The sequence below is a fragment of the Streptomyces platensis genome, from assembly GCF_008704855.1.
Taxonomy (GTDB): Bacteria; Actinomycetota; Actinomycetes; order Streptomycetales; family Streptomycetaceae; genus Streptomyces; species Streptomyces platensis.
This window is the reverse complement of sequence record NZ_CP023691.1, coordinates 180,645-206,825: the sequence shown is the minus strand read 5'-3', so window position 1 is coordinate 206,825 and position 26,181 is coordinate 180,645. Positions and strand designations below refer to the sequence as shown.

Here is a 26,181-nt window from a genome sequence, read left to right as displayed (position 1 = left end):
CTTTCGCAGCTCCCGGCGTTCGAGCGGCCTTCTTTCCGGAGTCACGGGAGTGACCGGAGTCACCGGAGTCAGGAGACGGCATCCGGCCAGGGGACCTGGGTGGCGGTCGGGGCCGAGTAGTCGATTCCCGGTACCGCGAAGCCGTAGAGCCGCTGGACCTCGGCGTGGAACCAGTCGAGGTCGGCGAGCCGGGTGATGCTGTCGGTGGTGGCCGTGTCCCACCGCTCGGTGACGGCGGCCTGGACCGCGCTGTTGAGCTCCCAGGAGTCGAGACGGACCCGGCCGTCGTCGTCGACATCGAGCGGCCGGGCATCGGTGAGCTGGTCCCACAGGCTGGTCAGCTGCGCGATCGGCGGCACCATGGCATCGCCGAGGACACCGCGCAGCAGGCCCACATAGAGCGCGATCCCGGGGATGGCGGTAGAGGACTGGGTGACCGCGGCCCCGTTCACGGAGGTCACCGCGCGGCCGCCGACCAGCTTCTCCAGGCGCTCGTTGAGCGTACGGGCGGTCGCTTCGAGGTGGCACTTCGCGGCGCCGATGGTGCCCTGCCGGTAGATCCCGTCCGTCAGCGGCGAGCCGATGTACGACAGGGCCGCGGTGCTGAATCCGTCGGCGAGCAGCTCGCGTTCGGCGAGATGGTCGATCCAGCGCTCCCAGTCCACGCCGCCCATCACGGCGACGGTCTGCTCGATGTCGTCATCCGTGGCCGGCGCCGTCTCCACCTCCTTGACCTCCGGCGTCCCCTCGCCGTCGAAGACGAGGGTCTTGGTGCGGTACGCCTCGCCGATGGGCTTGAGGGCGGAGGCGTAGGTGGCACCGGTGTCCGGGTCGGTGCGGCGCGGTGCGGCGACCGAGTAGATCAGATGGTCCAGGCGGCCGAAACGCTCCCGGAGCAGCTGCGCGACCTGGTCCTTCATCGCGTCGGAGAAGGCGTCGCCGTTGAGGAAGACCATCTCGTGGCCGTGTTGGCGGGCGAGTTCGGCGGTGGCGGCGGTGCGGTACCAGCCGGCCGAGGCGGTACGCCGTTCGGTGGGGGCCTTCTCGAAGCAGACGCTGATGCCGCGGATGCCCACCCGGGCGAGGCCGGCGATCGTCGCGGCCAGCCCGTACCCCGCCGAGGAGCCGACGACGAGCGCCACCGGCGCGTCGCTCGGAACCTCGCCGGGCGCGGGGACGGCCTGCCACATCTCCTGCACCAGGCGGGCGCAGCCGGCCGGATGGGAGTCGAGGAAGAGGAAACCGCGGCTGCGCGGGGTGATGACTCGTTCGCTCATGAGGCACGTCCTTCGGGTCGTCGCGGAGGCGGCGGCCCGCACCGGAGCACGCACCGCACCCTGCAAGTCTGCGACCACGCACCATTTCATGATCAGTTGGGCGGTCACAGTAATGAGAGGGCGGTGTTGGAGGATTTCGCTCAGTTCGGGCAGTGAGTGCGGCCGGCCGATGTGCTTGAGGAGGCTCCGGGGTGCGCATGCCGGGGGCAACCGATGGCTGCGGCCCCGTACTCGCTGACTCCTGCGGGTACGCTCACCCCTCCCTACGAGTACCCGAACCCGGCCCCCTACGGGTACGCGTCCCGGCCCGGCAAGCCGACCCCTCAGCCCGTCGCCTGATCCCTCGTCGGCGGAAGCCGGCGCAGCCAGTGCTCCCCGGTGGTCCAACCGAGGAAACGGCGGGCCCGGCCGCCGAGCGCCGTCCCGTCTGCGGGGAAGCTTCCGCCGGCCGCCACCAGGTGCAGCCCCGCCAGGGCCGGGGCGAGCCGGGCAGCGACATGCGCCGGGTGACGGGCCGTCTCCTCGCCCAGCCGGCTGAGCAACCGGGACTGCTCGGCGGGTGTGCACAGTGCGAGGAAGAAGATCAGCTGGCGCCAGGCGTACGCCGCGTCCTTGATCGTCGCCAAGGGTCGTGGGTTGTGGTGCACCCGGGCCGTCAGCCGGCAGACCGTACGGAAGCAGCGACGGGCCAGATCCTCCCAGCCGGGCTCCGGGGCGATGCCCACCTGGCGCACCAGTGTTGCCAGATTGTGCGTGGTGAGGATCTGCGCCTGCTCGATCATCTTGCCGTTCGCCGCCACCGAGCCCTGCCCGGACGACCCGGCCCGCGCGGCGCACAGCCGCGCGAACTGCGGGGAGGTGCGCGGCCGGTAGGAGCGGGTCAGTGCCTCGGCCGTCTCGGCGATTGCCCGATGCGCAGCGTCGCGTAGTCGATCCCGTAGTAGCGCTCGTAAAGCGTGCCGCGCAGCAGGTCGCCCGCGATCCTCGCGGCCGTGAGGAACTTCGGGGCGAAGGTGCCCATGAAGATGTCCGCCGCCGGCTCCTCGACCATCGGAGCACCGAGGTCGGCCTGACGGGCCAGCACGCCGAGTTCGCGGACCAGAGGGTTGGGAAGAAGCGTGCCGGGAAACCCCTGCACGGCCAGCTCACCCAGCTGCCGCAGCGCGGGATGCGCACCCTCCTGCGCCGCCTCGTCGCCCGGCTGCCCGGACACCGCCCGTACCCAGGGCAGTTCCTCGATCCGTACCTGCCGCTCCAGATGGAGCAGCAGCAGCGAACGGCGGTTACGGAAGGGCCCGGTAGTTCGCGGCCATCAGGGTGCGCAGCGGGGCCGCTGTCCAGTGGGGCGCCGACGTTTCGTAGGCTGCCTGCATGTTTCCCGGACGTACCCCTGCCCCTGACGCCACCATGTTCCGCTTCGGCAAGCAGCGGATGCGCCGGACCATGCCCGGTGCCGTTGCCGGTCTCGCCCTCGGACTGTCGATGCCGGTCGCCTGCCTGGTCCACGGATACGGCGTCGGCACCTGGGTCTTCGCGGTGATCTGGTTCCTGGTGTGCGGCACGGTCGCGGTGTTCATGGCGTGGGCCGTGTGGGGCGACCGTGACGCCTACCTGGCATTCGACACGACCGGCGTGTGGTGGTGGCGCAACAAGGCCTCGCATGCGGTCATTCCGTGGGACTCGCTGGATGCCGTCGGCCTGTTCTGGTGCCCCCAAGGGACCGGCAACTCGGGGCACCGGCTGGTGAGCCTTGAGCTGTGCCCCACCGGCGGTGTGCAGGAACCGCAGGATCCGGCGCTGGCTCCGCTGTTCATCGAGGAACAGTCCGGCGTGGCGGGCGTACCCGACCGGCGCTACCGCATCGGCCTGCCGGTCTTCGTCATCCGCCACTACGGCGGCGCGCTGATCGAGGCGGCCCGCTCCCGCGCCGCCCACCGTTGGGTCGGCGAGCACGAGCGGCCCGCCGGGTACCTGCGCGCCCAGGACCTCATCAGCTAGGACGCGCACCGGCCCGCGCGGTCCGGCGGGCCGGTGGCGTTGTCAGACCCTGCGGCTACGGTCTGGAGGCATGGACGAACTGTCACCGCACGCCGCGCGGTTGAGGGCCGCGATGGCGGGACCGCAGCCCGACGCCGACTGGTCCGGCGGTCTCTGGTCCGCCTGCGCACAACTGACGTCGGAGGAACTGGGCGCGCTGCTCCCCGCGGCCTTCCGTACCCTCAGGGACGAGCAGGCCCCGGAGTACGCCCGCCGCGTCGCCCGCGAAGTGACCTGGGCCAAGGTGCAGCCGTCCTTCACCGCCGCCGCTCTCACGGAGCTCCATGCGGCGCTGGCCGCATCACCGCGGCCCACCGATGTGCGCTATGCGGCCGGGGCATTGCTGCGCTGCGCGGAGCCATGGGACCGGGAAGTGCTGGCGGAGCAGGCCGCCCTCCTCGTCCGCGTGACCGGGCCGGGGGCCGAGCAGGCCGACGACGCCGCGCTGGCCGTGGCCGCGGTGGCCGGCCCGGCGGTGGAGGAGGAACTCGCCGCGCGTCTGCGGGTGCTGTACGCCGACAGCCCGTTGCGGCTGGCCGAGTTGGAGGTGATGCTCACGACCGGCGTCCGGGACCGGGCGCTGCTGGCCGAGGCCCGGCGGTACGGGCCGATGACGGGGGAGTGGCCACTACTGCCGGACGCCGACGCGGGGCCGTCCGACGCACGGTATGCCGAACTCGCCCACCGCACCCTGCGCACCGCGGCCGACCATCTCGCCGCCCTCCACGCCGGGAGGATTCCCTACGCCGCCGACAAGGCCTTCACCCCGGCCGACACGGAGACCCTCCGCCGTGCCGCCCGGCTGGCGCTGCGGCGCGATGAACCCTGGGCCGAAGACGTCTTCGCCACCCTGTTGCCGCAGCTCGCGGTGGCGCCCACGAGCGCCAAGACCCTTCCCTCGCAGAGTGCCTGTATCGCCCTCGCGCAGGCCGTCGAGACCTACCCGACCCCTGAAGCGGTCGCCGCCCTGCGCGAAGCCCGCAGGGTCGTACGGCATGCCGGCGTCAGCAAGAAGCTCGACCGCCTCCTGCGCCGTGCCGAGCGTCATCTCGGACGGCGGACGGAGATCGCGCTCCGGCTCCCCGACCTCGGTTACGGCCCCGACGGCATCCGGCGCATCCCCTGCGGCACCTCCACCGCCGTGCTCACCGTCACCGACGAGGCCGCGCTGACCTGGGAAGGCGCCGACGGACGCGTCGCGAAGTCGCCACCGGCGCCGGTCCGGCGGGAGTATCCCGATGAAGTCGCCTACGCACGCGGCCTGTTGGGGAAGACGAGAGCCCAAGTGCGCATTCTGACCAAGGCGCTGGAGGGCGGTTACGCCGAGGGGACCGTCTATCGCTATGACCGCTGGCGCGCCGCGCTCGCCGGGCATCCCGTGGCCCGGGGAACGGCCCGCCGCCTGATCTGGGAGATCGAGTGCGCCCCCGGGGCATGGCGGGCGGTGCTGCCCGCGGCCGGGCCGCTGGACCTGCCCGAGCACGAGCCCGCGCCCTCCGCAGGCGTCCGGCTCTGGCACCCCGCCCGGGCCACGCACGACGAACGCCGCACCTGGCGCGACCGGATCGCGGCGCTCAAACTGCGCCAGCCCTTCCGGCAGGCCTACCGGGAGCACTACCTGCCCGCGGAGACCGGTCCGGTCACCGCGATGTTCCATGGTCACCTCGTCCGCGTCGAAGCCGTCCTCGGACTCGCCGTACGCCAGGGGTGGAACATCGAGCACGATGAACTCACCCTCACCGTGGGGGAGATGACGGCCCGGTTCGGGATCGCCGGGAGCCTCTACCCCGGTGCGACGGGCTGGGCGGAGGCGCAGGAGGTCTTCCTCCAGCGTGCCGACGGCAGCCCGCAGCCCCTGTCCGGGGTCGACGCCGTCCGGCTGTCGGAAGTCCTGCGCTCCGTCGACCTCCTCGTCAGCGCCGGCAGCTTCGCCTGGTGTGCCGGCCACGCCCATGACCACGACAGCCGGCAGGTGCTGAACCGCCTCTACGATCAGCCGCTCGGCCGGACCGGACGTCTTCGCCGGGCGGCACTGCGCCGTGTCCTCGCCACGCACATAGCCTCCGGTCGTGTCGAGCTGGGCGACCGGCACCTCCGTCTGGACGGCTACGACATCCACCTGGCCACCGGCCGGGTGACCCGGGAAGGCGACCCGGTCGACCTCGCTCTGCCCACCGGAAGGGGTGCTGTGCCGCTGCCGTTCCTGCCGTACGACGAAGCGCTGCTGGAGCGTGTCGTCCACACCGTCAGCCACCTTCTGGAGAACGGCCCCGTTCCCCACCGGGTGGGGAGTGGCTGAGCCGGACCGTCGACCGATCCGGGGCGCGGAGGGCCGCTCGCCGGGCGGAGATTCGGCGTTGCGGAACCGGCGGCAGCCTTGAAGTGACCGTTGCACAAGGGGTCCTTCCTGCGGGGAAGGCGATTTACCTCGCCAGAAGCGGAGCGTGATGAAACCGATAGCAAGCAATTCGTGAAGGGGATGTGAGAGTTGGTGTGAGGCGTGGCACACTCCCTTCACCGGTCGCGAACGACGAGGGGGGCGAGCGGGGTGCAGCGGATTCCTGTGCGGTTCGGGGCGGAGTTACGCCGGCGAAGGATTGAAGCGGGGCTGTCGCTGGGAGAACTGGCGAGCCTGATCTGTTTTTCCAAAGGGCACTTGAGCAAGATCGAGCGTGGCGTGAAGGCGCCCAGTCATGATCTTGCACAGTTATGCGACAGCGCTCTCCATGCCGACGGACAACTCAGCACCCTGATTTCCGCACCCGAGCACAGTTCGCCTGCCGCGCCGCCGACCGAGGCGGATGTCGGTACTCCCTGGACATTACGGATGCAGGCCGGCGGGGCGAGCGACTTCGTGGCATTCGACCCCGCGTCGTCCGGCGGCGGGGTCATGCCCACCACCATTGTGAGTTGGTCTCTCGCACCGCCTCTCCTTGAAAGCGGGGAGACGAATTCGGCATTGCCGTACTTCCGCAATGTCTTCGACGAGTTCCGCCGGCTGGGACAGCTCTTCGGGCCGTCGGTGGTCGCCCAGCTCTGTATCGCGGCCACCAGTGCGCTGCGGGGCATGGCGCACCAGGCGCAGCCCGCGCACCGCGATCTGGTGCTCCGGCTCGCCTCCCGCTTCGCCGAGTACACCGGCTGGATGGCGCAGGAGGCAGGCAGCGACGCGGCCTCGCTGTGGTGGACCGAACAGGCGGTCCAGCTGGCCGCGGACGGCGGTGACGACGAACTGGCCGCCTACGCCCTGATCCGGCGCGCGGAACTGGCCCTGTACACCGGCGATTCGGTGGCCACCGTCCAGCTGGCGCGGCGGGCGGCACAGCAGGCCCGCAGCGTACGCATCCGCGGACTCGCGGCGCAGCGCGAGGCGCAGGGGCACGCGCTGGTGGGGGACCGTGACGCCTGCCGGCGGGCGCTCGACCGCGGCGCGGAGCTGACGGCCGGTGCGGTGGCGCCGGACGGTACGGACCCGGTCCTCGGCAGTATCCATCTGCCGGATCTGACCGCCTTCGTCGCCGGCTGGTGTATGCACGATCTCGGTTCCCCGGCGGAAGCCGTTACTTTGCTCGGCGACGGTCTGGAGGCCATTCCGCCGGAATCCCGCCGTGCCAGAGCCCGATATGGCGCCCGGCTGGCGCTTGCACTGGCGAACGTCGGGGAAATCGAGCAGGCCTGTGCGATCGCGGAATTGGTCGCCTCTCATGTTGCCCTCATCGACTCGGCGACCATCCGTGCCGATCTTCTGCGGCTGAGCCGCGCACTGAATCGTTGGCCAAAGAATCCCACCGTCCGCCGGACCCTTCCGCACCTCGCGATCGGACTGCACACCCACCGGACCGGTCCGGGAACTCCGGTCTGACTTCTCACCCACCGGCCCGCACCGCGGAGAAGGCCGCCCGAAGAACCGCACTCACGCTGCATCCATGGTGTTCCGTTGCCCGGCCAAAAGGCCGAGGGCAACGCGTTGACCACGCCTGAAACCCCTGTGAATCTCGGCTTCATCCCCCTGTGCCCGCGACAGCCCGAGTAACCGACACAGCACCCGGCTGCCGCAATCCACCGCTGTCCGCATGAGGAAAGGCAGAACAATCATGGCCGGAGTATTCATCAACTACCGGACCGGCGACGGCGCCACTGCGGCTGTCCTGCTCGACGAGCAATTGAAGGAGGTATTCGGGCCGGAGAACGTCTTTCGCGACCGCCGCACCACGCAGCCGGGAGCGCACTTTCCGCCCGAGCTGTGGCGCCACCTCGAAAGCTGTGCGGTCCTCCTCGTGCTGATCGGCCCGAACTGGCTCTCGCTGTGCGACATCGACGGCCGGCGCCGGATCGACGTACCGGGCGACTACGTCCACGACGAGATCCAGCGCGCCCTCAGCTGGCGCAAGACCGTCATCCCCGTGCTGATCGACTCGGCCGAGCTCCCGAAGAAGGAGCAACTGCCCGCTGACATCGCCGAACTGACGGAACGACAGTTCATGCAGCTCCGGGTGCCGTACGCGCATCTCGACCTCCCCGTCATCACGGAAGCCCTGCGCAGCCACGTCCCGGTCCGCAGGACGGAGCCGCTGCCGGACCCGCGTCCGGCGCCGCCCGCGCCCGGCGCCCCGCAGCCCGGCGCGCACTCCACCTATCACGACTGCGCCGTGACCAACGGGTCCGGCAACGCCACCGTGAACCAGAACCGCGACGCGCAGAGCGGAGACCGACAGTGAGCGAGACCGAACACGCCGGGCCGGAGGACGCGGCGGCGGAGGTGCCGGATGAGGAGCCTGCTGCCGCCGCGGAGGAGCCGGCACCGCCCGAAGCGGTGGAGCCGAGCCCGGCCGCAGCGTCGGACGGTACCGAGGCCACCGGTGCGAGCGCCCCGAACGACCTCGCAGCACCCCGGCACGGCGACAGCCGGCCGTCGGCCCAGGACACCGTCCGGGCCGCTGCCCGCCGGGAAGCCGGCGACGGCGGCGACTTCACCCGCTACCAGCAGGCCCGCCAGCAGAACGCCCTGAACAAGCTCAAGCGCAGCGCGGTCGCCAACGGCAGCGGCTCCGCCTTCTACGCCGAGCAGCTGACCATCGGCGGCGACAACGGCGTCGAGATCCAGGTGCTGGGCGTCACCTCGCTGACCGTCGCCCAACAGCTGGACTCCCACCAGGACGTCGAGCAGCAGACCCAGATGGCCGCCCGGCTCGCCGCACAGCACGTGGTGGTGCTCGCCGGGCAGCCGGGCAGCGGCCGGCAGTCCACGGCACTGACCCTGCTCGCCGGCTGCTGCCCCGACGACCGGATCAAGATCCTGCACAGCGAGGCCCCGGGGATCCTCCAGGCGCTGTGCCAACGCGCCGATGACCTGCTCACGCCCGGTGGCTTCGTGGTGGACCTGGAGGACCAGCCGCTGAAGCTGTCGACACTGGAGACCCTCGGCCATCTCGCCCGCAAACACCGCGCCTTCCTCGTCATCCTCGGTGAGCTGGGCCGGGTGGACCCCGACCTGCTGCGGCCGCACGCCTTCGAGCACCGGCGCCCGGCCCTCGGCCAGGTCCTCGCCGTACATCTGCGCCGGCTGCTCGCGGGACACCCCGGAGCGTGCCCCGAGCAGGACTGCACCACCGAGCACAGCACGGCGTTCACCGAACGAATGCTGGAGTCCCAGGAGGTGCAGCGCACCCTCGACGGGGCCCCGTCCGTACGCAGTGTCGTGGAGTTCGCCGAGCTACTGGCACAGCACATCCACTCGGCGGACACCAGCCTCGGCGACGTCATCGGCCAGTGGCGCGACCGGCTGCGCCGGCTCGCCAAACAACTGCTCCGGGTCCCCGCCGAGACCTTGCACGGCCCGGTGCTCGACCCGCACCGCCAGGCGTTCCGGATCGCCTACGCGTTCTTCCACGGCCTGCCGCTCTCCGACGTCTTCGAGGCCGGCGCAGTCCTCAGCGCGACCGTGCTGCCGCGCTACGAGACCCGTGAACCGGCCCCCACCAACCATGTCTTCGAGCGGGAACTGGACCAGCTGATCCCGCAGGAGATGCGCGCCCCCGGGGACGCGTTGTCCGGCGGCCGCACCGACGACAACCCCCGGTGCGCCCGGCTGGTGAACGAAGATCTGATGCACGCCGTCATCGAGGTCGTCTGGCACGACTACGACAGTCTGCGCGACCCGTTGCGCGAGTGGCTGACGGCGCTGGTCGCCGGGCCGCTGGAGCGGATCCGGGTACGGGCCGCGCATATCGCCGGGATCCTGCTCAGCCACGACTTCGACAGCGTCTACCGGGACTTGATCCGGCACTGGGCCCGGAAGTCCACGGCCTACCGGCAGTCCGCCGCGCTCGCCCTGGAGATGGCCGCCCACGACCCCCGGGTGGTGGGCCGGGTGCGGGCCCAGATCCGCAGCTGGCTGAGCAGCCCCCGGTGGGAGTACCAGGACAGCGCGGCACGGGCGTACGGAACCCTGGTCGGCGCCCAGGACGTCCCGGACACCCTCTGGGCGCTGCGTGAACTGGGCACCCGGCCGGAGCTGGCGTTCAGCAGCTCGGTGGCCTTCTCGATGTCCTGGCTCTATCTCGCCCGCGCCCCGGGCCCGACCGCGGACGCCCTGGACCGCTGGATCGCCTCGGACAACGACCATCTGGCCAAGCACGCGATCCGCACCCTGCTGATCCTCAGCCGCTACGGCGTCGGCCCGGACCGGCGCGACCGGCCCGTCCTGGCCGATACCGCGATGACCGACCCGGACCGTGCCGAGGCCCTGGTCCGCCTGTGGCGCCACGCACTGATGGGGCAGGACAGCTCGACGCGCGCCTGGGACCTGCTGCGGCGCTGGCTGCTGGCCGGGGACGCCGACAAAGAGCTGGCCGCCTTCCTGGAGGTCCTCGTCCCGCGGATCTGGGCCCGGCCGCTCTCCCTCCGTGCCGGGTTCTACCTCGGCATGTGGGCCGGCCGGCACCCGGACTCGCGCACCATTCGCCAGCTCCGGGACCAGCCCCCCGAAGAGGGGCCCATTCCCGGCCCCGCGTCCTGACGACATCCCGTACGAAGAGGAGACAGACCATGACAGAGCGCAAAGGACTCCGCACCAGGCTGCGCAACTGGTGGCGCCGGGTGACGCGTAAGGACGAGACCGGGCCGGCCGGCGCCCCGGAGGCCGCCGACGACCCGGAGAGCCCGGACAGCCCGGCGCTCGGGCAGGCGGCCCAGGGCGAGGTGGCCGTGGAGCTGCCGCCGGTCGAGGAGACGCTGTCGGTGGCGGCCGACGGCGATGTGTTCGCCTTCGAACTCGTCCCGCACTTCCGCTGGAGCAGCCAGGAGATGACGCTGGACGTCCTGCGGGAGCGCGCGGCGCTGCACGAGGAGGCGGCCCGCGGCAAGCTGCTGCGACGCGCCTGGGCTGTCGCCCGCGCCTGCGATCCCAGTGATCCGGTGGCCGCGGAGAAGGCCGTCAACAAGGAACTGCGCGGCGGCTGGTGCTACCACGACGAGAAGGGCCTCATCCGCTGCCGCCCCTCGGTCCGCATGCGGATGGACCCGGCGCTGCGCGAACACGTGCTGCCCTTCCACCTCGCCGAAGTACGGATGGACAAGGAGCACCGCCTCGGCAAGCTCAAGGCGGACCAGGTGCAGGAGCTGACCGAGCGCTGGCTCCGGGTGATGAGCGAACTGGAGCTCCTCGGCACCCTCGGCGCGGCCGAACGGCGGCTCCTGGTGCCCTTCGCCGCGGCCCTCGCCGACGAGGACTTCTTCAAGGTCATGCAGGCGCTCAAGAACACCCGCCGCAACGGCGCCGAGGCGCTCGCCGAGGTCCTCACGGCGGCGACCAAGCACCACGAGCAGGTGGGCCTGTTCGAGTACGCCAACGCCTACGACAAGGCCTTGAGCGAATTCTGCCGCCAGATGGGGCTCAGCCCCTTCTCCTGGGTGGACACCGTGGGCGACGTCGGGGAGCTGGCGCCGTGAACACCACTGACAGCGTCGCGGTCCGGATACCCGGGCGCCGCCGGGGCACCTCCACGCTCGCCGGCGCCCTGGGAGCGGCACTGATGGCCGGCCTCCTGGGCGCCTGCGCCGAGGAGCCCCGCCTGGACCCCTGCGCCTGGATGAAGCAGCCCGCCGACACCACCGGCCGTACGGTCGTCCTCGTCGACAACTCCTCCTCCGTACGCGGTTCGGACGCCGGGCGCGACTACGCGCACAGCATCGCCGCTCTGCTCAGGTCGGTGGTCGACCGCAAGGACACCGTCTCGGTCGGCAGCTTCAGCGGCGACTCGGCGCAGATCAGCTGGATCGCCAAGGACCGCTCGGCCGACTGGGTCAGGGACAACAACAACGAGATCAACCGGAAGACGCGGAAACAGCAGGCGGTCAGCTGCCTGACCGGCCTGGTCGGCAAGGCCGAGCGCGCCGTTCCCCGCAGCGGCGGCAGCAACGTCCTCGCGGCCCTCGGGGCCGGAGCGTCCTCACTGGAGGGCGCATCCGGCAGCCGCAGCCTGCTCGTCCTGACCGACGGGCTGTCCACCACGGGCTGCGCCGATCTGCGCGGGGCCGCCTTCCGGGACCGGAGCGAGATCAAGGCCATCACCCGGGTCTGCGCCGCCCGGGACGAGACACCGTCCCTGACCGGAGTGCGACTCACACTCGCCGGGCTGGGCCAGCCGGCCACCGGACAGCCCGCACCCACGCCGGCCCAGCGGACCTGGCTGAGCAACCTGTGGCGCGCGCTGTGCGGCGCCGGCCGCAAGGCCGCGCACGGCACCTCCTGCACCCTCGCCCCGACCGCCATCGGCACGGCCGAGGGGCGCAAACCGGGGAAGAAGACACCCCAGGACCCGGCCGTCGAATACGCGCAGGACCGCCCGCAGACCTACGAACTCCCGGGCGCGGCGCTCTTCGACACCAACTCGTCCACCGTCCGTCCGCAGGCCCTGCCGCTGCTCAACGATGTCGCGGTCAGCGCCCGTACCACCCCCGGCAGCAGCGTCGTCGTCTCCGGCTATGTCGACCCGCGCGGCCGGCCGGACAACAACCACCGGCTGTCGCAGGCGCGCGCGGACGCGGTGAAGGGGGTGCTGACCGGACTCGGGGTCGAGCGGGTGACCGCCCACGGACGCGGCCTGCCCACGGGCTGCACGAAGCCGGACCACGCCGCGGGCGGCCGGATGACCGCCGAGGACAAGTTTCAGTGCGACCGGCGCGTCGACATCGAAATCACCAGGAAGTGAGGGCGGCGGGCAGCGATGAACACCACCAACGGAAAGAACCGGGCGGGGCCTGCCGCCCGCTATCAGTCGGCGGTCGACTGCCCCGGCAGGGACCCCGCCTTCATCGGACCGGACCTCAGGAAGCGGCCCGCCGCCCGGCCCGTGGACCAGACCGACAGCCGGGAACAGGCCGCCCTCATGCGGGCCTTCACCGACGCCAACACCGCGCTGACCGCGGCGCAGCCCGGCCTCGGCACCGCGGTCACCGCGGTCACCGACACCTTCCAGCAGGCCCGGACGACCATCGAAGCGGCCGAGCGGTTCGTCGTCGCCCGGTCGTCCCAGCAGGCCCAGGAGCGCGTCGGAGAACTGCGCGTCCGCCATGCCGAGGACGGACCGGAGAGCCTGCGCCGTCGGCCGGTGCTCTGGCGACGACTGCTGTGGCCCACCCTGGTCGGCTGCGTGGCCTTCGACACGATGTTCATCGGCACCCTGATGCAGCGGTTCTTCGGACTGGGCGAGACCGAACCCGGCTACTACCTCGCCTACTTGCCCGGCTTCGGCGTCGCCGTCTGTCTGCTGGCCGCGGGCAGTCTCCTGGCCGAGTCCGTCTTCCGGCGGCGGACCCGCACCGCCCGCACGCTGGAGCGGACCCGCCGCGGTCCGGTCGCGGCGCTGCGTGAGGCGCTCTGGCCCAGGAGCCCGCGTACGGAACGGCGCAAGGCCGGCGAACTGCCCTGGCCCAACGCGGCCGGGCCGGTCCTCTTCACTCTGGCCATCCTCACCATGGTCGGTATATGGGCGCGGATGCGCGCGGCCGGTGCGGTGCGTGAGCATGTGGATCTGGCGCCGGACCAGAGCGCCGTCGTCATCCTCACCCTGGTGCTCAGCACCGCCGCGATCGTGGTCAAGGTGCTCGCCCACAACCCCTGCGCCGACAGCGACCAGGAGGCCCGGCGGGACGTCACCGACGCGGAGCAGCAGGGCAGAAAGCTGCTGGGCGCGGCCCGGCGCAGCCTGGTGGCGCACACCGGGACCTGGTGGCGGCTGCGGTCCACGGTCGAGGCGGCGGCGAGCGACGCCCACCGTACGCTCGACGAGGCCTGCATCCGCATCGTCGAGGAACGCGCCCGCACCGGCGTGGCCGGCAGCTACGACCTTCCCCTCACCGCACCCGCCTGGCCCTACCCCGCCTCCGCACGCAACGGCACCCGCCTGCCCACCGGAGACCGGGCACCCGCCCACCCCACACCACCCCGGGCCCGCCTCGAACTCCTCGACCACGTCTACACGGTGCTCGTACGCTACGGCCCCGATCAGCTCGAAGACCGCCTCAACGGCATCGCCGGCGACCTGAACGCACAGTTCCGCGCCTCGCCGGGGCAGCCGGTGGGGCAAGCGGGGGAGCAAACAGGGCCGACGCGTGCCGACGAGGCGGACGAGGCAGACGAGGCAGACGAGGGTCAGGCGCCCGAGGGGGCCCCGGCGGCAGCGGAGGACGTCCGGGCACCCGAGGAGGACCGGTCTGAGGAGAACCGGGCACCGGAGGAGGGGCGCCGAACAGCTGAGGAGCCCGCCGCCCCCGGTCAGGCGGCCGATCCGCGTCAACCGTCCGGAGAGGGCCAGGCCACCGCCGCACCCACGGCGGAGCCCCGCGCCGCCGATACGGACACCCGGCCGTCCGAGGACGAAGGCTCGGCCTCATGACTGCCCAACCCAGCCTCGGCCCGGAGGAAGTGAAGCATCTGGAGCTCCTCCAGGCGGTGATCGCCCGGCACGCCAACACCTCGTTCCTGGTGAAGAGTTGGGCCATGACCGTCAGCGGCGCCTTCATCGCGGTCGCCACCCGCGGGCCGAGCTGGAAGACGGCCGCGGTCGCCGTGGCACTGGCGACGGGATTCTGGCTGCTCGACAGCTACTACCTCCGCCAGGAACGGAGATTCCGCAGCCTCTACGAGAAGGTCGCCGGGCGCGTGAGCCCGGTGGTGCCGCCGTTCAGCATGGACGCCGAGCAGCACGGCGGCCCCGTGCCCTGGCGGGCGGTCGCGCTGTCCCGGACGATGCTGCTCTCCTATGGCGTCCTGGTCGCCATCGACACCATGACGGTCCTCTTCCTCGCCTGACCGCCCCAGATGGTCCGCCCAGGGGAGGCGCGGTTCACGTCTCCGCGGGCCGGGCGGCGGTCCATGGCAGCAGCAGGCCGTCGCCCTCGGCGCGCGGGACGACGTGGAGATGGAGATGGCGGACGGTCTGGGTGGCCGCGGGACCGCGTGAGGTGATCACATTGCAGTCCCCGGCCTCCGCCGCGAGTTCGGCGGCCCGCAGCATGGTGGCCGCCGACACCACCGGGTCCTCGGCGACATCGGCGACATGCACCCGGGGGATGACCAGCACATGCCCGGCGGTGACACCGCCATGGCGGGGCCGGATGGCGAGGGCGTCCGGCCACTCGCGCAGCACCGTGGCCGGCGCCCGGCCGCACACGATGAGGCAGAAGGGGCAGCCGGGCCGCCGGGGAGTACGGGGAGGCTGCGGGCGGGCGTCCGGAGCCTCTTCGGTCACCTCGCGGAACTCCCCATAACTGACCATCGATCCTCCGCAGGGGCCCGTCGGATGGGTCGGATCGTCACCGGGCCGGGCCGACGCGCACATCCGCTGCCCCCATCATCGCCCCTTCGCTCCACTGATACGGCACTTGGCCTTGTTCCAGCCGTTTTGCACACTATCGGCCGCCCTGCCCGGGCAGCCGTCGTCACCAGAGTCTGTCGATCTCGCCCGGATACAACTCGATCCGGGAGTGCGGGAACGAGGAGCGATGGTCCCGGCCCAGGGGCGAGAAGAAGCCGGCCATGGTGACCTTGTCGAAGCCCGGCCGGTCGCTGGGGAGCGGAGCCCGGGGCGTACCGCCGATGAGCACCGCGCCGGGCAGCCACTGCCAGCCCGCGCCCTCGTAGAACGGCTGAAGCGGCCGGTCACAGGTGAACAGGCCGATATCCAGACCCATGGTGGCCATCGCCGCGCGGGCGGCCGTCACCAGCCGGTGGCCATGGCCCTTTCCGCGGGCGGTGCCACGGGTCACGACCGTGCTCAGCCCCGCGGCCCGGTACCGCTGTCCGGCGTGCACGATCTCCTTGGAGAGGATGTCCAGCGCGGCGAGCACCGTGGCACCGTCGACGAGCAGCATCGACACCGGTCGCAAGGCCGGGTCATGGGCGAATGTGCCGGGCGCCGACGCGGAGTCCGGCGGCCACGCCTCGTCCCGGAGCTCCGACACCTGCGTCCGAAGCGCGGGCGGGGTCTCGGGCTCCGGGAATGTCATGATCGGCACGCGCCCATTGTGACGGCCCCGTACGACGGAGGCCAGCGGATTCACCTCGCCCGGCCGGGCCCGCACGGCGCCGCGCCCGCGGCGCTCGCGGAGCCGCATCGTGTCTGCATGCGGCGGTGGCTCCGGGGCAGATGAACCTCATGGGAATATTGAGGCGTTGGGAGCGCGTGGTGGAGGACTGCGAGAGCGCACTGGTGGCCAAGATCTTCCGCACCGACCCGGTCCAGTTGCTCGATGCCCTCCGGCACGAATGCGACCGCCACGCGATCGTGTGCAGCCAGAGCCGCGTCCTGGTACCCAATGACTACACCGTCGAACTCGCGCAGCACGTACACGATGAACTGGCCGCCCGCGGCGGAGAGGTGGGCCGGCAACTGACCGATGTACTTGCCGGGCACGCCGTCGACCGCGGCTACGAATGGGCGGGCCCGCTCACCGTCCATGTCACCACAGCCGAGGTGCCGAACGGCCGGTACCGCATTTCGAGCGCGGCCCTCGCCCACATTCCCGCCGCTGCCGCCGGTCCCCGGGGAGCCTGATCGGGAAGCCCGCCGAGCCCACCGAGCCCGCCGGCCGGCGCCGGGCTCTCGGCCCGCCGCCGTTTTGCTCGTCATGACCGAGGGGACGGCCGTCCCCGCGTGACCGCGGATGTGCGCGGGGACGGGCCGCTTACTCGGGTTTGCTGCCGACGGCTACCGGTGAACTGCCGGAAGCCGTAAGGGGTTTACAGCGGCCGGGCCCACAGGTCGTACTGGAGGCCCGAGCCGTCGCAGAAGGGGTCGGCCCACTTGCCGCTGCTGACCAGGTCGGTGCCGGCCGCCTGGCAGCCGCTGAGGGTCCAGAACTTCTTGCCGGTCCACTCCGTTCCGGGCGGGCCGTCCATCGGCTTGACCTGGTGCTGTACGGAGGCGGCGGCCGGCGCTGCGGCCTCGGCCCCGGTGGCGGCGTGAGCTTGGGCGGCACCGCCCAGTCCGATGACCGTGAGGGCAGCGGCGGCGACCGCGGTGCTGAGGATTCGCCTGTTACGCATGTGTTGTCCTTCCCCGTAGTCAGGGCCCCTTGCGGGCCCGTCACCCTGCACACGGATGCCGCCCCCTCGACGTATGACACCCCCTCATGTGACGTGCGTCACATTGCCGTCGGGGCCTGGTGAAGGGCGCCCTCCCCATCTCGGATTCCGCGAAGTTCCATGGCCGAAAAGAGATTTGACGGCAAGTCGGCGCTCTGGGATCGGGTCCTGTGCGTCTGGTAGGGAAGTGTGCCGTGGCGCCCGATTCGCCCGTCGTCTCGAAGTTGGCGCCGTCGGGGCGTCATGGCGGGGTGTCCGGCGTGGTGTGCAGGTTTCGGGAGGTGCGGGTGTGATTGGGCGAGATGCCCCTACCTGCGGATTTACCTGTTCTTTTCAGGGTGTTGGCCGGAGACGCTTGCCTTGGAAGTGCGGGCATGGATAGCGTAACCAGCACCTAAAGCTTTCTGGACAGCTTTAGTGAAAGCTAAAACATCGTTCCGTTCCCGGGTGGGGGAGAAGTATGCAGATCAAGGTTGCGGTGGCGTATCACAGTGGATACGGCCACACCGCAAAGCAGGCGGCGGCCGTCGCGGCCGGCGCGGAGAAGGTCCCCGACACCCAGGTAAGCCTGGTCTCCCTCGCCGAGCTGAACGACGAGCTGTGGGAGGTGCTACAGGAGTCCGACGCCCTGATCTTCGGCACGCCGACCTACATGGGCGGCAGCAGCGCCGTGTTCCGCGCGTTCGTCGAGGCCACCAGCCAGGTCTGGGGCGACAACATGCGCTGGAAGAACAAGATCGCGGGCGGCTTCACCAACAGTGGCAACATGGCGGGCGACAAGCTCAACGCGCTGATCGACATCGCGCTGTTCGCCGCCCAGCACGGCATGGTCTGGGTCGGCCTCGCCGAGTACGGCGGCTGGAACACCTCCTCCGGCAGCCCCGAGGACCTCAACCGGCTCGGCAGCTGGCTGGGCGCCATGTCCCAGTCGAACAACGACGAGGGTGCGGACGTCACCCCGTGCGCCAGCGACCTGCGCACCGCCGAGGCACTCGGCCGCCGGATCGCCGAGACCGCCCACATCCACAAGGCGGGACGCGCGGCCGTCGGGTTCGACGAGGTGTCCGCCTGACCCGGTGAGCCGCACTGAGGCAGCTGCGACCGGGGGACCCGATGAAAGCCGTCAGGAGTCTGCGGTGTCTCCTGTGGACGCACAGTCCGGGGTGGTGCACCGCGGCATGACCAGCCGTCATGAACTCATCGGGACGATGGTGGCCGGGGCCGAACCGGCCCGCGTCGTGGGGGCGCGGGCACCATGGCCGGGCTCACTCCCGGCGCCCCCAGGGGCGACCCGGTCCGCCTCTTCCGTATCGCAGCCCTCCACCGCGGGGTCTTCGGGCTCCAGCCCGCCAGGGGCAGCTCGCCCTCCGGCGGCCCTGGAGCCCCACAGCCCGGCCCGGGGAGTGAACAGGCCGTCAGCAGCGTGCCGCCGGGGAGAGCGGCGGCCCTCGCTGCCCTCCCCGGGCCGCCCCAGGAGGCCCGCCCGGCGTCCTCCGCGTCCGGCAGCACGTCCCGAGACACCGTGACGTCGCCGCACGGGCTCCGCGAGTCCTTCCTCATCCGGCCATCGACCGTCCGCTTCCCGCTCCGCCGCACACCGGCCGGGGCCTGACAGAGCCCCACGGTGCCGTGAGGTCCGGGCGGCCGGTGCCGACCTGGCGCCGTGCGGCGCCGGCGGGCCTCGCTCGCGGCCCGAAGCAACGCCACTCCGGAGGCCCGTCCCCCGGAGTGAGGTACCACGGCCGCCATGGCGTGGCACACCTCCCGCTCGCCCTCGCGGCGCAGCCGGAGCCGGCGCGCCCCGGGCGTACCGGCTCCCACCGGTCCCGGCCGGCTGAAGCTCGTCCCCGTTCGGCAGTCCCACCACCTTCACCGTGCCCGCGGCCGTCGCGCGCACGGCGTGTCCTGGCCGCGCACCCGCTGTGCGGCCGTTCCCTGCCATCCCGAGGAGATCAGCCATGTTCAAGACCACCACTGACGCCGAACTGGCGGGCAACCCGATCGATGAGGTGATCGGCTCCACCATCCGCTACGCGGCGCTCACTTCCGCCGCCAAGCTCGGCATCTTCCGCACCCTGGAGGAGGACGGCCCCAAGACCCTCGACGAGCTGGCCGCCGCGATCGGCGCGAGCACGGACGGCACCCGCGCGGTCGCCGACGTCGCCGCCGTCCTCGGCTGGCTGACCCTGGAGGACGGGCGCTACCGCAACGGCCCGATCGCCGAACGCTGGCTGGGCAAGAACGCCGAGTACGACTTCACCCCGGCGCTGCTGTGGGCGTACGAACTCATCAACGTGATGTGGGAACTTCCGCAGGCCGTACGGGACGGCAAGCCCGCCCAGTCCCTCTGGGACCGCTGGGCCGACAACCCCGAGGCCGGGCGGGACTTCTCCGCGTACATGCGGGTCAAGTCGCGGCTGACCGTGCAGCCCATCGTCGACGCCGTCCCGCTGCCCGAAGGGGCGCGGCGCCTCCTCGACCTGGGCGGCTCGCACGGCCTGCACTCCATGGCCATGTGCGAGCGGCACCCCGAGCTCTCCGCCACCATCCTCGACCTGCCCGAGGCGCTCGCCGACACCGGCGCCGCGATCGAGAAGGCCGGGCTGTCCGACCGGATCACCCTCCAGCGCGGCAGCTTCCTCAGCGGCGACCTCGGCACCGGCTACGACGTGGTCTTCCTCTTCGAGATCGTGCACAACCACACCGACGAGGAGAACCGGGACCTGGTCGCCCGTGCCGCCAAGGCGCTGCGCCCCGGCGGCCGGATCGTGGTGCTCGAAGATGTCCGCGGCGAGCAGCTCGAGGAGCACAACGCGGCGTTCTCGCTGGCCATGTACGCCTGCTCGGGCGACCGCACCTACAGCGAGCCGGAGATCTCCGGCTGGCTGACCGACGCGGGTCTGTCGGGCGTCGAGCGGATCACGCTCCCGTCTTCCGTGTCTCTGGTCGTCGGCACCAAGTAAAGCCGGCAGCCGGGGAAGGGGGGAGCACCGTGCAGATCGATCTGGCACACCGGTCGACCAGCTCATGGCTGGACGCCGCAGACCTCGCTCGTGAGGTGTACGCCCAGGCATACGGCGCCGATGTGGCGCCCCGGCCCGACTCGTTCATCGTCGCCCGGCCGGCCTGCGGCGCGGCGGAGGAGCCCTGCGCGCCACTGGCCTGCGCGGGGCTCACCTTCGGGAGCGACCAGGAGCTGTTCTCCGAGCGGTACCTCGAAACCGGCGTCGAGGACGCCGCACTGGCCCGTCTCGGAGCCTCGGTCGACCGCAGGCGGGTGGTGGAGGTGGGGGCACTGGCCACCCGCCGCGCCTCGGTCGGCCGCGAACTGATCAGAGCCACCCCGATCATCGCCTGGTGCCTGGGCATGGAGTACATCCTGTGCACGGTCACCCGGAGCCTCATCACGACGCTGGACCGTACCGGCATCTCCTTCGTGCCGTTCGGCCCCGCCGACCCGCGCCGGCTGTCGCCCGACGAGGCGGCGCGCTGGGGCACGTACTACGACCAGGAGCCTCAGGTCGGCGTCATCCCGTTGAACGCCCTGGACCGGCTGTTCTCCGACGCCACCGGGCGCTACTCCGTCACCGATCTCCAACTGAGTATCAGCGCCATGGAGGTGGCCGGCCATGCTGGGCATTGAGCAGAGTCTGGTCCGCTTCGGAGAATCGGAGCATCCGCTGGTCGAGGTGCTGGGGGAGGACGGCACGCCGGCCCGGACCCTCAGCTACCAGGAGGTGACGCGCCGGGCCGCGGAGCTCGCCGAGCGGATCGGTCCGCACGACGGCCGGCCGCTGCGCATCGGCGTGGTCTGCGGCAACACCCCGGAATACGTGGTCGCGGATCTCGCACTGATCGCCGCGCGCGCCACCGAGGTGCCGGTCCCGCTGGCCTTCTCCGCCGAGCAGGCCGCCGGTCTGCTGGCGGAGACCGATCTGTGTGTGGTGGACGCCGCCGGGCAGGAGCGGCTGACCCAGTGGGGCAGGGACCGGGTCCTGCGCCCGGACTGCACGGTGCTGCCGCTGTCCACGGACGGGCCCGTGCCGTCCGCGCCCCTGGTGCTGCCGCCGGCCGCCGACGGGGGAGCGGACTGGGAATGCAAGATCATCCACACCTCCGGAACGACCTCGCGTCCCAAGGGGGTACGGATCCGGGCGGCGGCCCTGAACGAACTGCTGACCTCACTGCGGTCGGTGATGCCCGACGGGGCCTTCTCCCGCTATCTCTCCGTCGTCCCGTTCAGCCTGCTCATCGAGCAGGTCACCGGCCTCTACATGGTCCTGCTCGACGGCGGGACCGTGGTCCTGATGCCGCCCGGCAAGGCCCTGGTCGGCACCGCGGCGGCGGCCCCGGCCGACGTCCTGCCGTATGTGACGGCCGCCCGCCCGACCGCGATGGTCGCCACGCCCGCGCTCGTCGACGCCTTCGCCACCGCCGCGGACGAGGCCGTGGCGAGCGGAGCCGCGGTCGCCCCGGCCCTGTTCGGCACTCCCGGCGCACCGCTCATCTGCTGCGGCGGGGCGCCCGTGCACCCCGAACTGCTGCGGCGGCTGGAGGACCACGGGCTCCCCGTGCACGAGGGGTACGGACTGTCCGAGAACAGCTCCGTGGTCAGCTGGAACACCCCGGACGCGCGCCGGCCGGGCACCGTCGGCCGGCCGCTGCCACATGTCCGTGTCCGGACCGCGGACGACGGTGAACTCCTGGTCAGCAGCACCTCGTTGTTCGCCGGCTACACCCGCGACGACCCCTCCAGCCTGGTCCTCGACGCCGACGGCTGGCTTCGTACCGGCGATCTGGCCCGGATCGACGAGGACGGCTTCATCAGCATCACCGGACGCAAGAAGAACGTCATCATCACCGCGGCCGGCCGCAATGTGGCACCCGAGTGGGTCGAGGCGCAGTATGCCCAACTCCCGTTCGTCCGCGCCGTCGCCGTGATCGGTGACGGGCTCACCGTCCTCCACGGACTCTTCCTCGTCAAGGAGTCCACCGACCTCGCGGCGGCCGAAACGGCCGTCCGGGAGTTCGGCGAAGCGCACCTCTCCGAGGTGGAGCGGATCGCCGTGCCGCACCTCACCGTCGCCGACGAGCGCCTCTACCGCCGGTTCTTCACCGTCACCGGACGGCCCATGCGCGCAGCCATCCGTACCGCCCTGTCCAACGGAACGCTGTACGACCACCAAGGAGCAGACGCATGACCACCATCGCTGACGTCGAGCCCTACGGGGCCGCCACCGGCCGGCTCGTCCTGCCCACCGGGGACCGGTCGCTCGGTGCACTGGACCCCGCATGGGTCACCGGGCTGCTCGCCGACGCCGGCTTTCTGCTGTTCCGGGGCTTCCGCACGGACCTGGAGGAGTTCACCTCCTTCGTGAAGGCGCACTCCAGCCGGATCACCCTCGACCCGGCGCGCTCCTTCCACGGCGGCGAGGTCGCCCAGAAGGTGGACGCGGGCACCGTCGCCGTCGGCCTCCATCTGGAGAACGGCAACAGCCCGTTCGGCCCCGACCTGACGTGGTTCCTGTGCGAGAATGCCGCCGCCAGCGGCTCCCAGACCACCGTCTGTGACGGCTACCGGGTCTGGGACGCGGCGAGTGACACCGCCCGCGAGGTCTTCGGCGTCAAGGACATCATGTACAGCCGCCGGGTGGAGGAGCCCAAGTGGAAGGCCTTCGTCTGTCACCAGACGGAAGGCCGCAAAGCGCTCGACGACGTCACCTTCGCCGATATGAAGGACCTGGTGGGCGGCAGCGTCTCCACCACCCTCCAGCTCAACGACGACGGCTCCATCCACTATGCCTACCGCGTCGGCGCCGTCCACCCCACGCTCTTCGGCAGCCGGCTCTCCTGGGCCAACAGCGTCTTCGGCCCCTCGTACAACTACGAGGCCCCACGCATCACCTTCGCCGACGGCACGGAGATCCCCGAGGAGCTGCTCGCCGAATTCCGCCGCCTGACCGAGGAGCTGACCGAGGAGCTGGACTGGCAGGACGGCGACGTGGCGCTGATCGACAATACCCGGGTGATGCACGGCCGGCGCGAGATACTCGACACCGACCGGACCATCTACAACGCGCAGAGCTACCTCGACCCCGCGCTGCTGGCCGCCGTGCGGGACGGGAGGGCACAGGCATGACCACCGCCACCACCGGACTCGCCGACCCGCGCGTGGGGGCCGTCCTGGACGAGATCGCCCGGACCGCCGAGCGCAACGACCCGGACGTCATGAAGCGGGCCTACGCCACCGCCGCCGACTGGCCGCAGCCGCCCACCGCGCAGGAGGCGGCCGAGCTCTGCGCCCAGGCCGCGCTGCCCGTACACCCGCAGGTCGGCACCTTCCTCTACCAGCTCGTACGGAGCCTGCGCCCGGCCCTCGTCGTGGAGTTCGGCACCTCCTTCGGTGCCTCGACGATCTATGCGGCGGCCGCCCTGCGCGACAACGGCAGCGGCCGCATCATCGGCTCGGAGCTGCACCCGGGCAAGGCCGACCGGGCCCGCAGCCACCTGGAGCGCGCCGGGCTCGCCGACTTCGCCGAAATCAGGACCGGCGACGCCCGGGAGCAGCTCGGCACCCTCCCCGGGCCGGTCGATCTGCTGCTGCTGGACGGCTGGAAGGAGCTCTACCTCCCGGTCCTCAAGCTGCTCGAACCGCAACTGCGCGCCGGTGGCCTGGTCGTCTCCGACAACCTGCCGATGCTGCCGCCGGAGTTCACCGACCATGTCCGCACCGCCGGCAACGGCTATCTCTCCCAGCAGCTGCCGCTGGGCGACGGCATCGAATTCTCCGTCCGCCTCCAGGAAGCCGCCTGACACCGGCTCCGCCCGGCTGCGCGAAGCCGTCGCCGGCCGGGTCACCCCGTCCGTACGGAAAGGGCACCGAACACCCGTGAACCCCCTTACCCACCGCCGCACTCTGCTCCGCGCCGGCGCCGCCGCGCTGCCCCTGGCGGCCCTGGCACCGGCCGCACAGGCCGACGAACGATCCGACCGGCTCACCGCCGACCAGGTGTCGAGCTGGACCGACGCCTATCTGGAGACCTGGCGGACCAAGAACGACAAGGCCGCGGTCCGGCTGTTCACCCCGGACGCCGTGTACGAGGCGGTGCCCGGCGTGGCCGCGCAGACCTTCCGCGGACGCGACGCCATCGGCCGCTACTGGCGCGACATCACCGCCGGCCAGAGCGACATGACCGGCCGGCACGGCACCCCGGTCGTCACCGGCAACCGGGCGGCGGTCGAACTCTGGGTCACCCTGCGGGCCCCCGCCCTCAACCCCGACGGCGAGCACTGGGTCACCTTCCTGGAGACCAACTTCCTGACCTTCGCCCCCGACGGCCGCTGCCGGCGCAACACCGAATACTGGAACCTCCAGATGGGCCGCCTGGCACCGCCCCAGGGGTGGGGCACTGCATGACCCCCGCACGCCTGCTCGTCACCGGTGGCCGGGTCCTCAGCATGGACCCGGCCACCGGTGAACTGCCGTCCGCCGACATCCTGGTGGCGGACGGCCGGATCATCGAGGTACGCCCGGACATCGACCCCGCCGCGGCGGACGAGCGGATCGACGCCCGGGGGTGCCTCGTGCTCCCCGGCTTCGTCGACACCCACCGGCACATGTGGCAGGCGGCGCTCCGCGGCAGCGGCGCCGACCAAACCCTCGACCAGTACTTCGCGACCGTCCTGCACACCCTGGCGCCCCGGCTCAGCGCCGACGATCTCCACCTGGGCAATCTGCTGAGTGCACTGGGTGCCCTGGACGCGGGGGTGACCACCGTCCAGGACATCTCCAATGTCGACAAGCCGACCGAGGAGCACACCGACGCCCTGCTCGACGCGCTCACCGCATCCGGGCTGCGCAGCGTCTTCGCCTACGGCCAGGGCACCGCGCAGGACGCCCGCCGCATCCGCAGCGGCCGACTGCATGCCGGGGACGGCCTGGTGACCATGGCGCTGAACGCCGAGTTCGGCAGCGACGAGAGCACCCGGAACAGCTGGGCGCTGGCCCGTGAACTGGAGGTGCCGACCGCACTGCACGTCCGGGGCGGCAGGCCCGTCTCCCGACTGCGCCGCCTCGGTGTACTGCGCCCCGGAACGGTGTTCATCCACGGCACCGGTTTGGACGCCGGCGAGCTGGAGCTGATCCGCGACAGCGGTGGGGCACTGTCCGTCGCGCCCGCCATCGAGATGACCATGGGCCACGGGCTGCCGCCGTTCGCCGCGGCGGCCGCCGCCGGTCTGCGTCCCAGCCTCAGCGTCGATGTCGAAGTCGCCGCACCGAGCGATATGTTCACGCAGATGCGGACCGCCTTCCAGGTCGGCCGCTTCGCCGCGCTCCAGGGGCACGCGGGCTCCGACGCGCCGTTGCTCACCACCCGGGACGTGCTGGAGTTCGCGACGCTCGGCGGCGCCGAGGCGCTCGGGATGGCGGACCGGATCGGCTCCCTCACCCCGGGCAAGCAGGCGGATCTGCTCGTGCTGCGGACCGACCGCCCCGGAGTGGCGCCGGTGCACGACGCCACCGCGGCCGTCGTGTCGTCGATGGACCGCGCCGATGTCGACACCGTGGTGGTCGGCGGGCGGATCGTCAAGCGCGCCGGGCGGCTGGAGTACGCCGGGCTGCCGCGGCTGCTGGACCGGGCGGAGGAGGTGCGCGACCGGCTGACCGGCCGCTGACCTCGCGTCAGCGCCGGATCAGCACGCCCTCTTCGATGGCGGCCAGCGCGATGCGCAGCTGCTCGCTGAGGGCCTTCGCCGTGCGCTCCGGAATCCGGTCGACGAGCCGGGCGTGCACGGCGGTGGTGGCGCGCACCGCCGCCTCGGCGGTCTCCACCCCGCTCGGGGTGAGCTGCACCCAGCTGCTGCGCGCATCGTCCTCGGCTGCCGCGCGGGTGACATAGCCGGCGGCCACGAGACGCTTGATGACATTGCTGGTCCCGCCGGAGGACAGCAGGAGAGCGTGCGTGAGGTCGGTCGGCTTGAGGCGGTAGGGGGCGCCGATCCGGCGGAGGGTGGCGAGGACCCCGTACTCGGCCTGTGTGAGCCCGAGTTTCTCCAGCTCGGCGGCCGCGGCGATATCAAAGGCCGAAACCAACAGGGCGGTCCTTTTGGCCAGTTCCAGGGGAAGGCCGGCGATTTCGGGCAGCTCGTGTCCCCATGCCGAGATGATCTCGTCTACGTGGTCAGGCTCCACTGTGAACCGCCTTCCCTCTACCCGATGCTCAGTACAAAGATATCCCACCCTCCGTACAGGCACGTTCTGACCTGGGGAGACTGTGT

At 71.6% G+C, this 26,181-nt stretch carries 23 protein-coding genes and 1 pseudogene; 18 read left to right on the top strand and 6 right to left on the bottom strand.

What is annotated here, in order from left to right:
• Window positions 1-68: 68 nt before the first annotated feature.
• Both fabV and CP981_RS00905 read right to left on the bottom strand, forming a co-directional pair.
• A complete protein-coding gene (fabV, locus tag CP981_RS00910) occupies window positions 69-1,277 on the bottom strand; it encodes an enoyl-[acyl-carrier-protein] reductase FabV (RefSeq protein ID WP_085926873.1) in 1,209 nt (402 codons plus the stop codon).
• Between the two features lie 323 nt (window positions 1,278-1,600).
• Window positions 1,601-2,602, bottom strand: a pseudogene (locus CP981_RS00905) (hypothetical protein); the annotation flags it as partial.
• 46 nt (window positions 2,603-2,648) lie between these two features.
• On the opposite strand from CP981_RS00905, the gene CP981_RS00900 reads away from it, so the two are divergent.
• The 9 genes from CP981_RS00900 to CP981_RS00860 all read left to right on the top strand — a co-directional run bounded on the left by CP981_RS00900 (window position 2,649) and on the right by CP981_RS00860 (window position 14,628).
• A complete protein-coding gene (locus CP981_RS00900; RefSeq protein ID WP_143659000.1) occupies window positions 2,649-3,275 on the top strand; it encodes a hypothetical protein in 627 nt (208 codons plus the stop codon).
• A gap of 70 nt (window positions 3,276-3,345) precedes the next feature.
• Window positions 3,346-5,613, top strand: a complete 2,268-nt coding sequence (locus CP981_RS00895) for a DUF4132 domain-containing protein (RefSeq protein ID WP_143659002.1) — start codon at window positions 3,346-3,348, stop codon at window positions 5,611-5,613.
• Window positions 5,614-5,814: 201 nt separating this feature from the next.
• Entirely contained in the window at window positions 5,815-7,176 is a 1,362-nt protein-coding gene (locus CP981_RS00890) for a helix-turn-helix domain-containing protein (RefSeq protein ID WP_085926876.1), read from the top strand.
• 232 nt (window positions 7,177-7,408) lie between these two features.
• Window positions 7,409-8,032: a toll/interleukin-1 receptor domain-containing protein gene (locus CP981_RS00885; protein WP_158092679.1), complete on the top strand. Its 624-nt coding sequence runs from the start codon at window positions 7,409-7,411 to the stop codon at window positions 8,030-8,032.
• A complete protein-coding gene (locus tag CP981_RS00880) occupies window positions 8,029-10,332 on the top strand; it encodes a hypothetical protein (protein WP_085926878.1) in 2,304 nt (767 codons plus the stop codon). Before CP981_RS00885 ends, CP981_RS00880 begins: the two co-directional genes overlap by 4 nt.
• A gap of 29 nt (window positions 10,333-10,361) precedes the next feature.
• Window positions 10,362-11,264, top strand: a complete 903-nt coding sequence (locus CP981_RS00875) for a hypothetical protein (RefSeq protein WP_085926879.1) — start codon at window positions 10,362-10,364, stop codon at window positions 11,262-11,264.
• Window positions 11,261-12,526 carry an OmpA family protein gene (locus tag CP981_RS00870; protein WP_085926880.1) on the top strand — a complete coding sequence of 422 codons (1,266 nt, stop codon included), beginning with the start codon at window positions 11,261-11,263 and terminating at the stop codon, window positions 12,524-12,526. Before CP981_RS00875 ends, CP981_RS00870 begins: the two co-directional genes overlap by 4 nt.
• Before the next feature lie 15 nt (window positions 12,527-12,541).
• Window positions 12,542-14,212 (top strand): hypothetical protein, encoded by a 1,671-nt coding sequence (locus tag CP981_RS00865; RefSeq protein WP_085926881.1) that lies wholly within the window; start codon window positions 12,542-12,544, stop codon window positions 14,210-14,212.
• Window positions 14,209-14,628, top strand: a complete 420-nt coding sequence (locus CP981_RS00860; RefSeq protein WP_143659004.1) for a hypothetical protein — start codon at window positions 14,209-14,211, stop codon at window positions 14,626-14,628. The genes CP981_RS00865 and CP981_RS00860 overlap by 4 nt, the downstream gene beginning before the upstream one ends.
• A 34-nt stretch (window positions 14,629-14,662) precedes the next feature.
• Here the strand turns inward: CP981_RS00860 and CP981_RS00855 are convergent, their stop codons facing one another.
• Window positions 14,663-15,094 carry an HIT family protein gene (locus tag CP981_RS00855; protein ID WP_085926883.1) on the bottom strand — a complete coding sequence of 144 codons (432 nt, stop codon included), beginning with the start codon at window positions 15,092-15,094 and terminating at the stop codon, window positions 14,663-14,665.
• Between the two features lie 163 nt (window positions 15,095-15,257).
• On the bottom strand, window positions 15,258-15,824 hold the full coding sequence (locus CP981_RS00850; RefSeq protein WP_244329987.1) for a GNAT family N-acetyltransferase: 567 nt from the start codon (window positions 15,822-15,824) through the stop codon (window positions 15,258-15,260).
• A 140-nt stretch (window positions 15,825-15,964) separates the two neighbouring features.
• On the opposite strand from CP981_RS00850, the gene CP981_RS00845 reads away from it, so the two are divergent.
• Window positions 15,965-16,372: a DUF3662 domain-containing protein gene (locus CP981_RS00845; RefSeq protein ID WP_341873663.1), complete on the top strand. Its 408-nt coding sequence runs from the start codon at window positions 15,965-15,967 to the stop codon at window positions 16,370-16,372.
• Between the two features lie 185 nt (window positions 16,373-16,557).
• Here CP981_RS00845 and CP981_RS00840 read toward each other — a convergent pair whose 3' ends face one another.
• On the bottom strand, window positions 16,558-16,863 hold the full coding sequence (locus CP981_RS00840; protein ID WP_085926885.1) for a hypothetical protein: 306 nt from the start codon (window positions 16,861-16,863) through the stop codon (window positions 16,558-16,560).
• Between the two features lie 499 nt (window positions 16,864-17,362).
• On the opposite strand from CP981_RS00840, the gene CP981_RS00835 reads away from it, so the two are divergent.
• From CP981_RS00835 to CP981_RS00805, 8 genes are all read left to right on the top strand, one after another.
• Window positions 17,363-17,974 (top strand): flavodoxin family protein, encoded by a 612-nt coding sequence (locus tag CP981_RS00835; protein ID WP_085926886.1) that lies wholly within the window; start codon window positions 17,363-17,365, stop codon window positions 17,972-17,974.
• An 886-nt stretch (window positions 17,975-18,860) separates the two neighbouring features.
• On the top strand, window positions 18,861-19,865 hold the full coding sequence (locus CP981_RS00830; RefSeq protein WP_085926887.1) for a methyltransferase: 1,005 nt from the start codon (window positions 18,861-18,863) through the stop codon (window positions 19,863-19,865).
• A gap of 29 nt (window positions 19,866-19,894) precedes the next feature.
• Window positions 19,895-20,545, top strand: coding sequence for a thermostable hemolysin (locus tag CP981_RS00825; protein ID WP_085926888.1), 651 nt, complete (start codon window positions 19,895-19,897; stop codon window positions 20,543-20,545).
• On the top strand, window positions 20,532-22,103 hold the full coding sequence (locus tag CP981_RS37520; RefSeq protein WP_167536035.1) for an AMP-binding protein: 1,572 nt from the start codon (window positions 20,532-20,534) through the stop codon (window positions 22,101-22,103). Before CP981_RS00825 ends, CP981_RS37520 begins: the two co-directional genes overlap by 14 nt.
• Window positions 22,100-23,041 (top strand): TauD/TfdA family dioxygenase, encoded by a 942-nt coding sequence (locus CP981_RS37515; protein ID WP_167536034.1) that lies wholly within the window; start codon window positions 22,100-22,102, stop codon window positions 23,039-23,041. The genes CP981_RS37520 and CP981_RS37515 overlap by 4 nt, the downstream gene beginning before the upstream one ends.
• Window positions 23,038-23,715, top strand: coding sequence for an O-methyltransferase (locus CP981_RS00815; RefSeq protein WP_085926889.1), 678 nt, complete (start codon window positions 23,038-23,040; stop codon window positions 23,713-23,715). Before CP981_RS37515 ends, CP981_RS00815 begins: the two co-directional genes overlap by 4 nt.
• Window positions 23,716-23,791: 76 nt before the next feature.
• Entirely contained in the window at window positions 23,792-24,319 is a 528-nt protein-coding gene (locus CP981_RS00810; RefSeq protein WP_085926890.1) for a nuclear transport factor 2 family protein, read from the top strand.
• The gene (locus CP981_RS00805) at window positions 24,316-25,578 is read left to right on the top strand and encodes an amidohydrolase family protein (RefSeq protein ID WP_143659006.1); all 1,263 of its coding nucleotides are present in this window, start codon (window positions 24,316-24,318) and stop codon (window positions 25,576-25,578) included. The genes CP981_RS00810 and CP981_RS00805 overlap by 4 nt, the downstream gene beginning before the upstream one ends.
• Window positions 25,579-25,585: 7 nt before the next feature.
• On the opposite strand, the gene CP981_RS00800 is transcribed toward CP981_RS00805, so the two are convergent.
• Window positions 25,586-26,095: a MarR family winged helix-turn-helix transcriptional regulator gene (locus CP981_RS00800; RefSeq protein WP_085926892.1), complete on the bottom strand. Its 510-nt coding sequence runs from the start codon at window positions 26,093-26,095 to the stop codon at window positions 25,586-25,588.
• Between the last annotated feature and the right edge of the window lie 86 nt (window positions 26,096-26,181).

What these genes read in the sequence shown, in the direction of transcription:
- CP981_RS37520 (WP_167536035.1), top strand. Translation starts at nt 20,532, where the DNA reads ATGCTGGGCATTGAGCAGAGTCTGGTCCGCTTCGGAGAATCGGAGCAT.
- CP981_RS00860 (WP_143659004.1), top strand. Translation starts at nt 14,209, where the DNA reads ATGACTGCCCAACCCAGCCTCGGCCCGGAGGAAGTGAAGCATCTGGAG.
- CP981_RS00835 (WP_085926886.1), top strand. Translation starts at nt 17,363, where the DNA reads ATGCAGATCAAGGTTGCGGTGGCGTATCACAGTGGATACGGCCACACC.
- CP981_RS00815 (WP_085926889.1), top strand. Translation starts at nt 23,038, where the DNA reads ATGACCACCGCCACCACCGGACTCGCCGACCCGCGCGTGGGGGCCGTC.
- fabV (WP_085926873.1), bottom strand. Translation starts at nt 1,277, where the DNA reads ATGAGCGAACGAGTCATCACCCCGCGCAGCCGCGGTTTCCTCTTCCTC.
- CP981_RS00875 (WP_085926879.1), top strand. Translation starts at nt 10,362, where the DNA reads ATGACAGAGCGCAAAGGACTCCGCACCAGGCTGCGCAACTGGTGGCGC.
- CP981_RS00855 (WP_085926883.1), bottom strand. Translation starts at nt 15,094, where the DNA reads ATGGTCAGTTATGGGGAGTTCCGCGAGGTGACCGAAGAGGCTCCGGAC.
- CP981_RS00840 (WP_085926885.1), bottom strand. Translation starts at nt 16,863, where the DNA reads ATGCGTAACAGGCGAATCCTCAGCACCGCGGTCGCCGCCGCTGCCCTC.
- CP981_RS00850 (WP_244329987.1), bottom strand. Translation starts at nt 15,824, where the DNA reads ATGACATTCCCGGAGCCCGAGACCCCGCCCGCGCTTCGGACGCAGGTG.
- CP981_RS00885 (WP_158092679.1), top strand. Translation starts at nt 7,409, where the DNA reads ATGGCCGGAGTATTCATCAACTACCGGACCGGCGACGGCGCCACTGCG.
- CP981_RS00900 (WP_143659000.1), top strand. Translation starts at nt 2,649, where the DNA reads ATGTTTCCCGGACGTACCCCTGCCCCTGACGCCACCATGTTCCGCTTC.
- CP981_RS00865 (WP_085926881.1), top strand. Translation starts at nt 12,542, where the DNA reads ATGAACACCACCAACGGAAAGAACCGGGCGGGGCCTGCCGCCCGCTAT.
- CP981_RS00805 (WP_143659006.1), top strand. Translation starts at nt 24,316, where the DNA reads ATGACCCCCGCACGCCTGCTCGTCACCGGTGGCCGGGTCCTCAGCATG.
- CP981_RS00845 (WP_341873663.1), top strand. Translation starts at nt 15,965, where the DNA reads ATGAACCTCATGGGAATATTGAGGCGTTGGGAGCGCGTGGTGGAGGAC.
- CP981_RS00830 (WP_085926887.1), top strand. Translation starts at nt 18,861, where the DNA reads ATGTTCAAGACCACCACTGACGCCGAACTGGCGGGCAACCCGATCGAT.
- CP981_RS37515 (WP_167536034.1), top strand. Translation starts at nt 22,100, where the DNA reads ATGACCACCATCGCTGACGTCGAGCCCTACGGGGCCGCCACCGGCCGG.
- CP981_RS00895 (WP_143659002.1), top strand. Translation starts at nt 3,346, where the DNA reads ATGGACGAACTGTCACCGCACGCCGCGCGGTTGAGGGCCGCGATGGCG.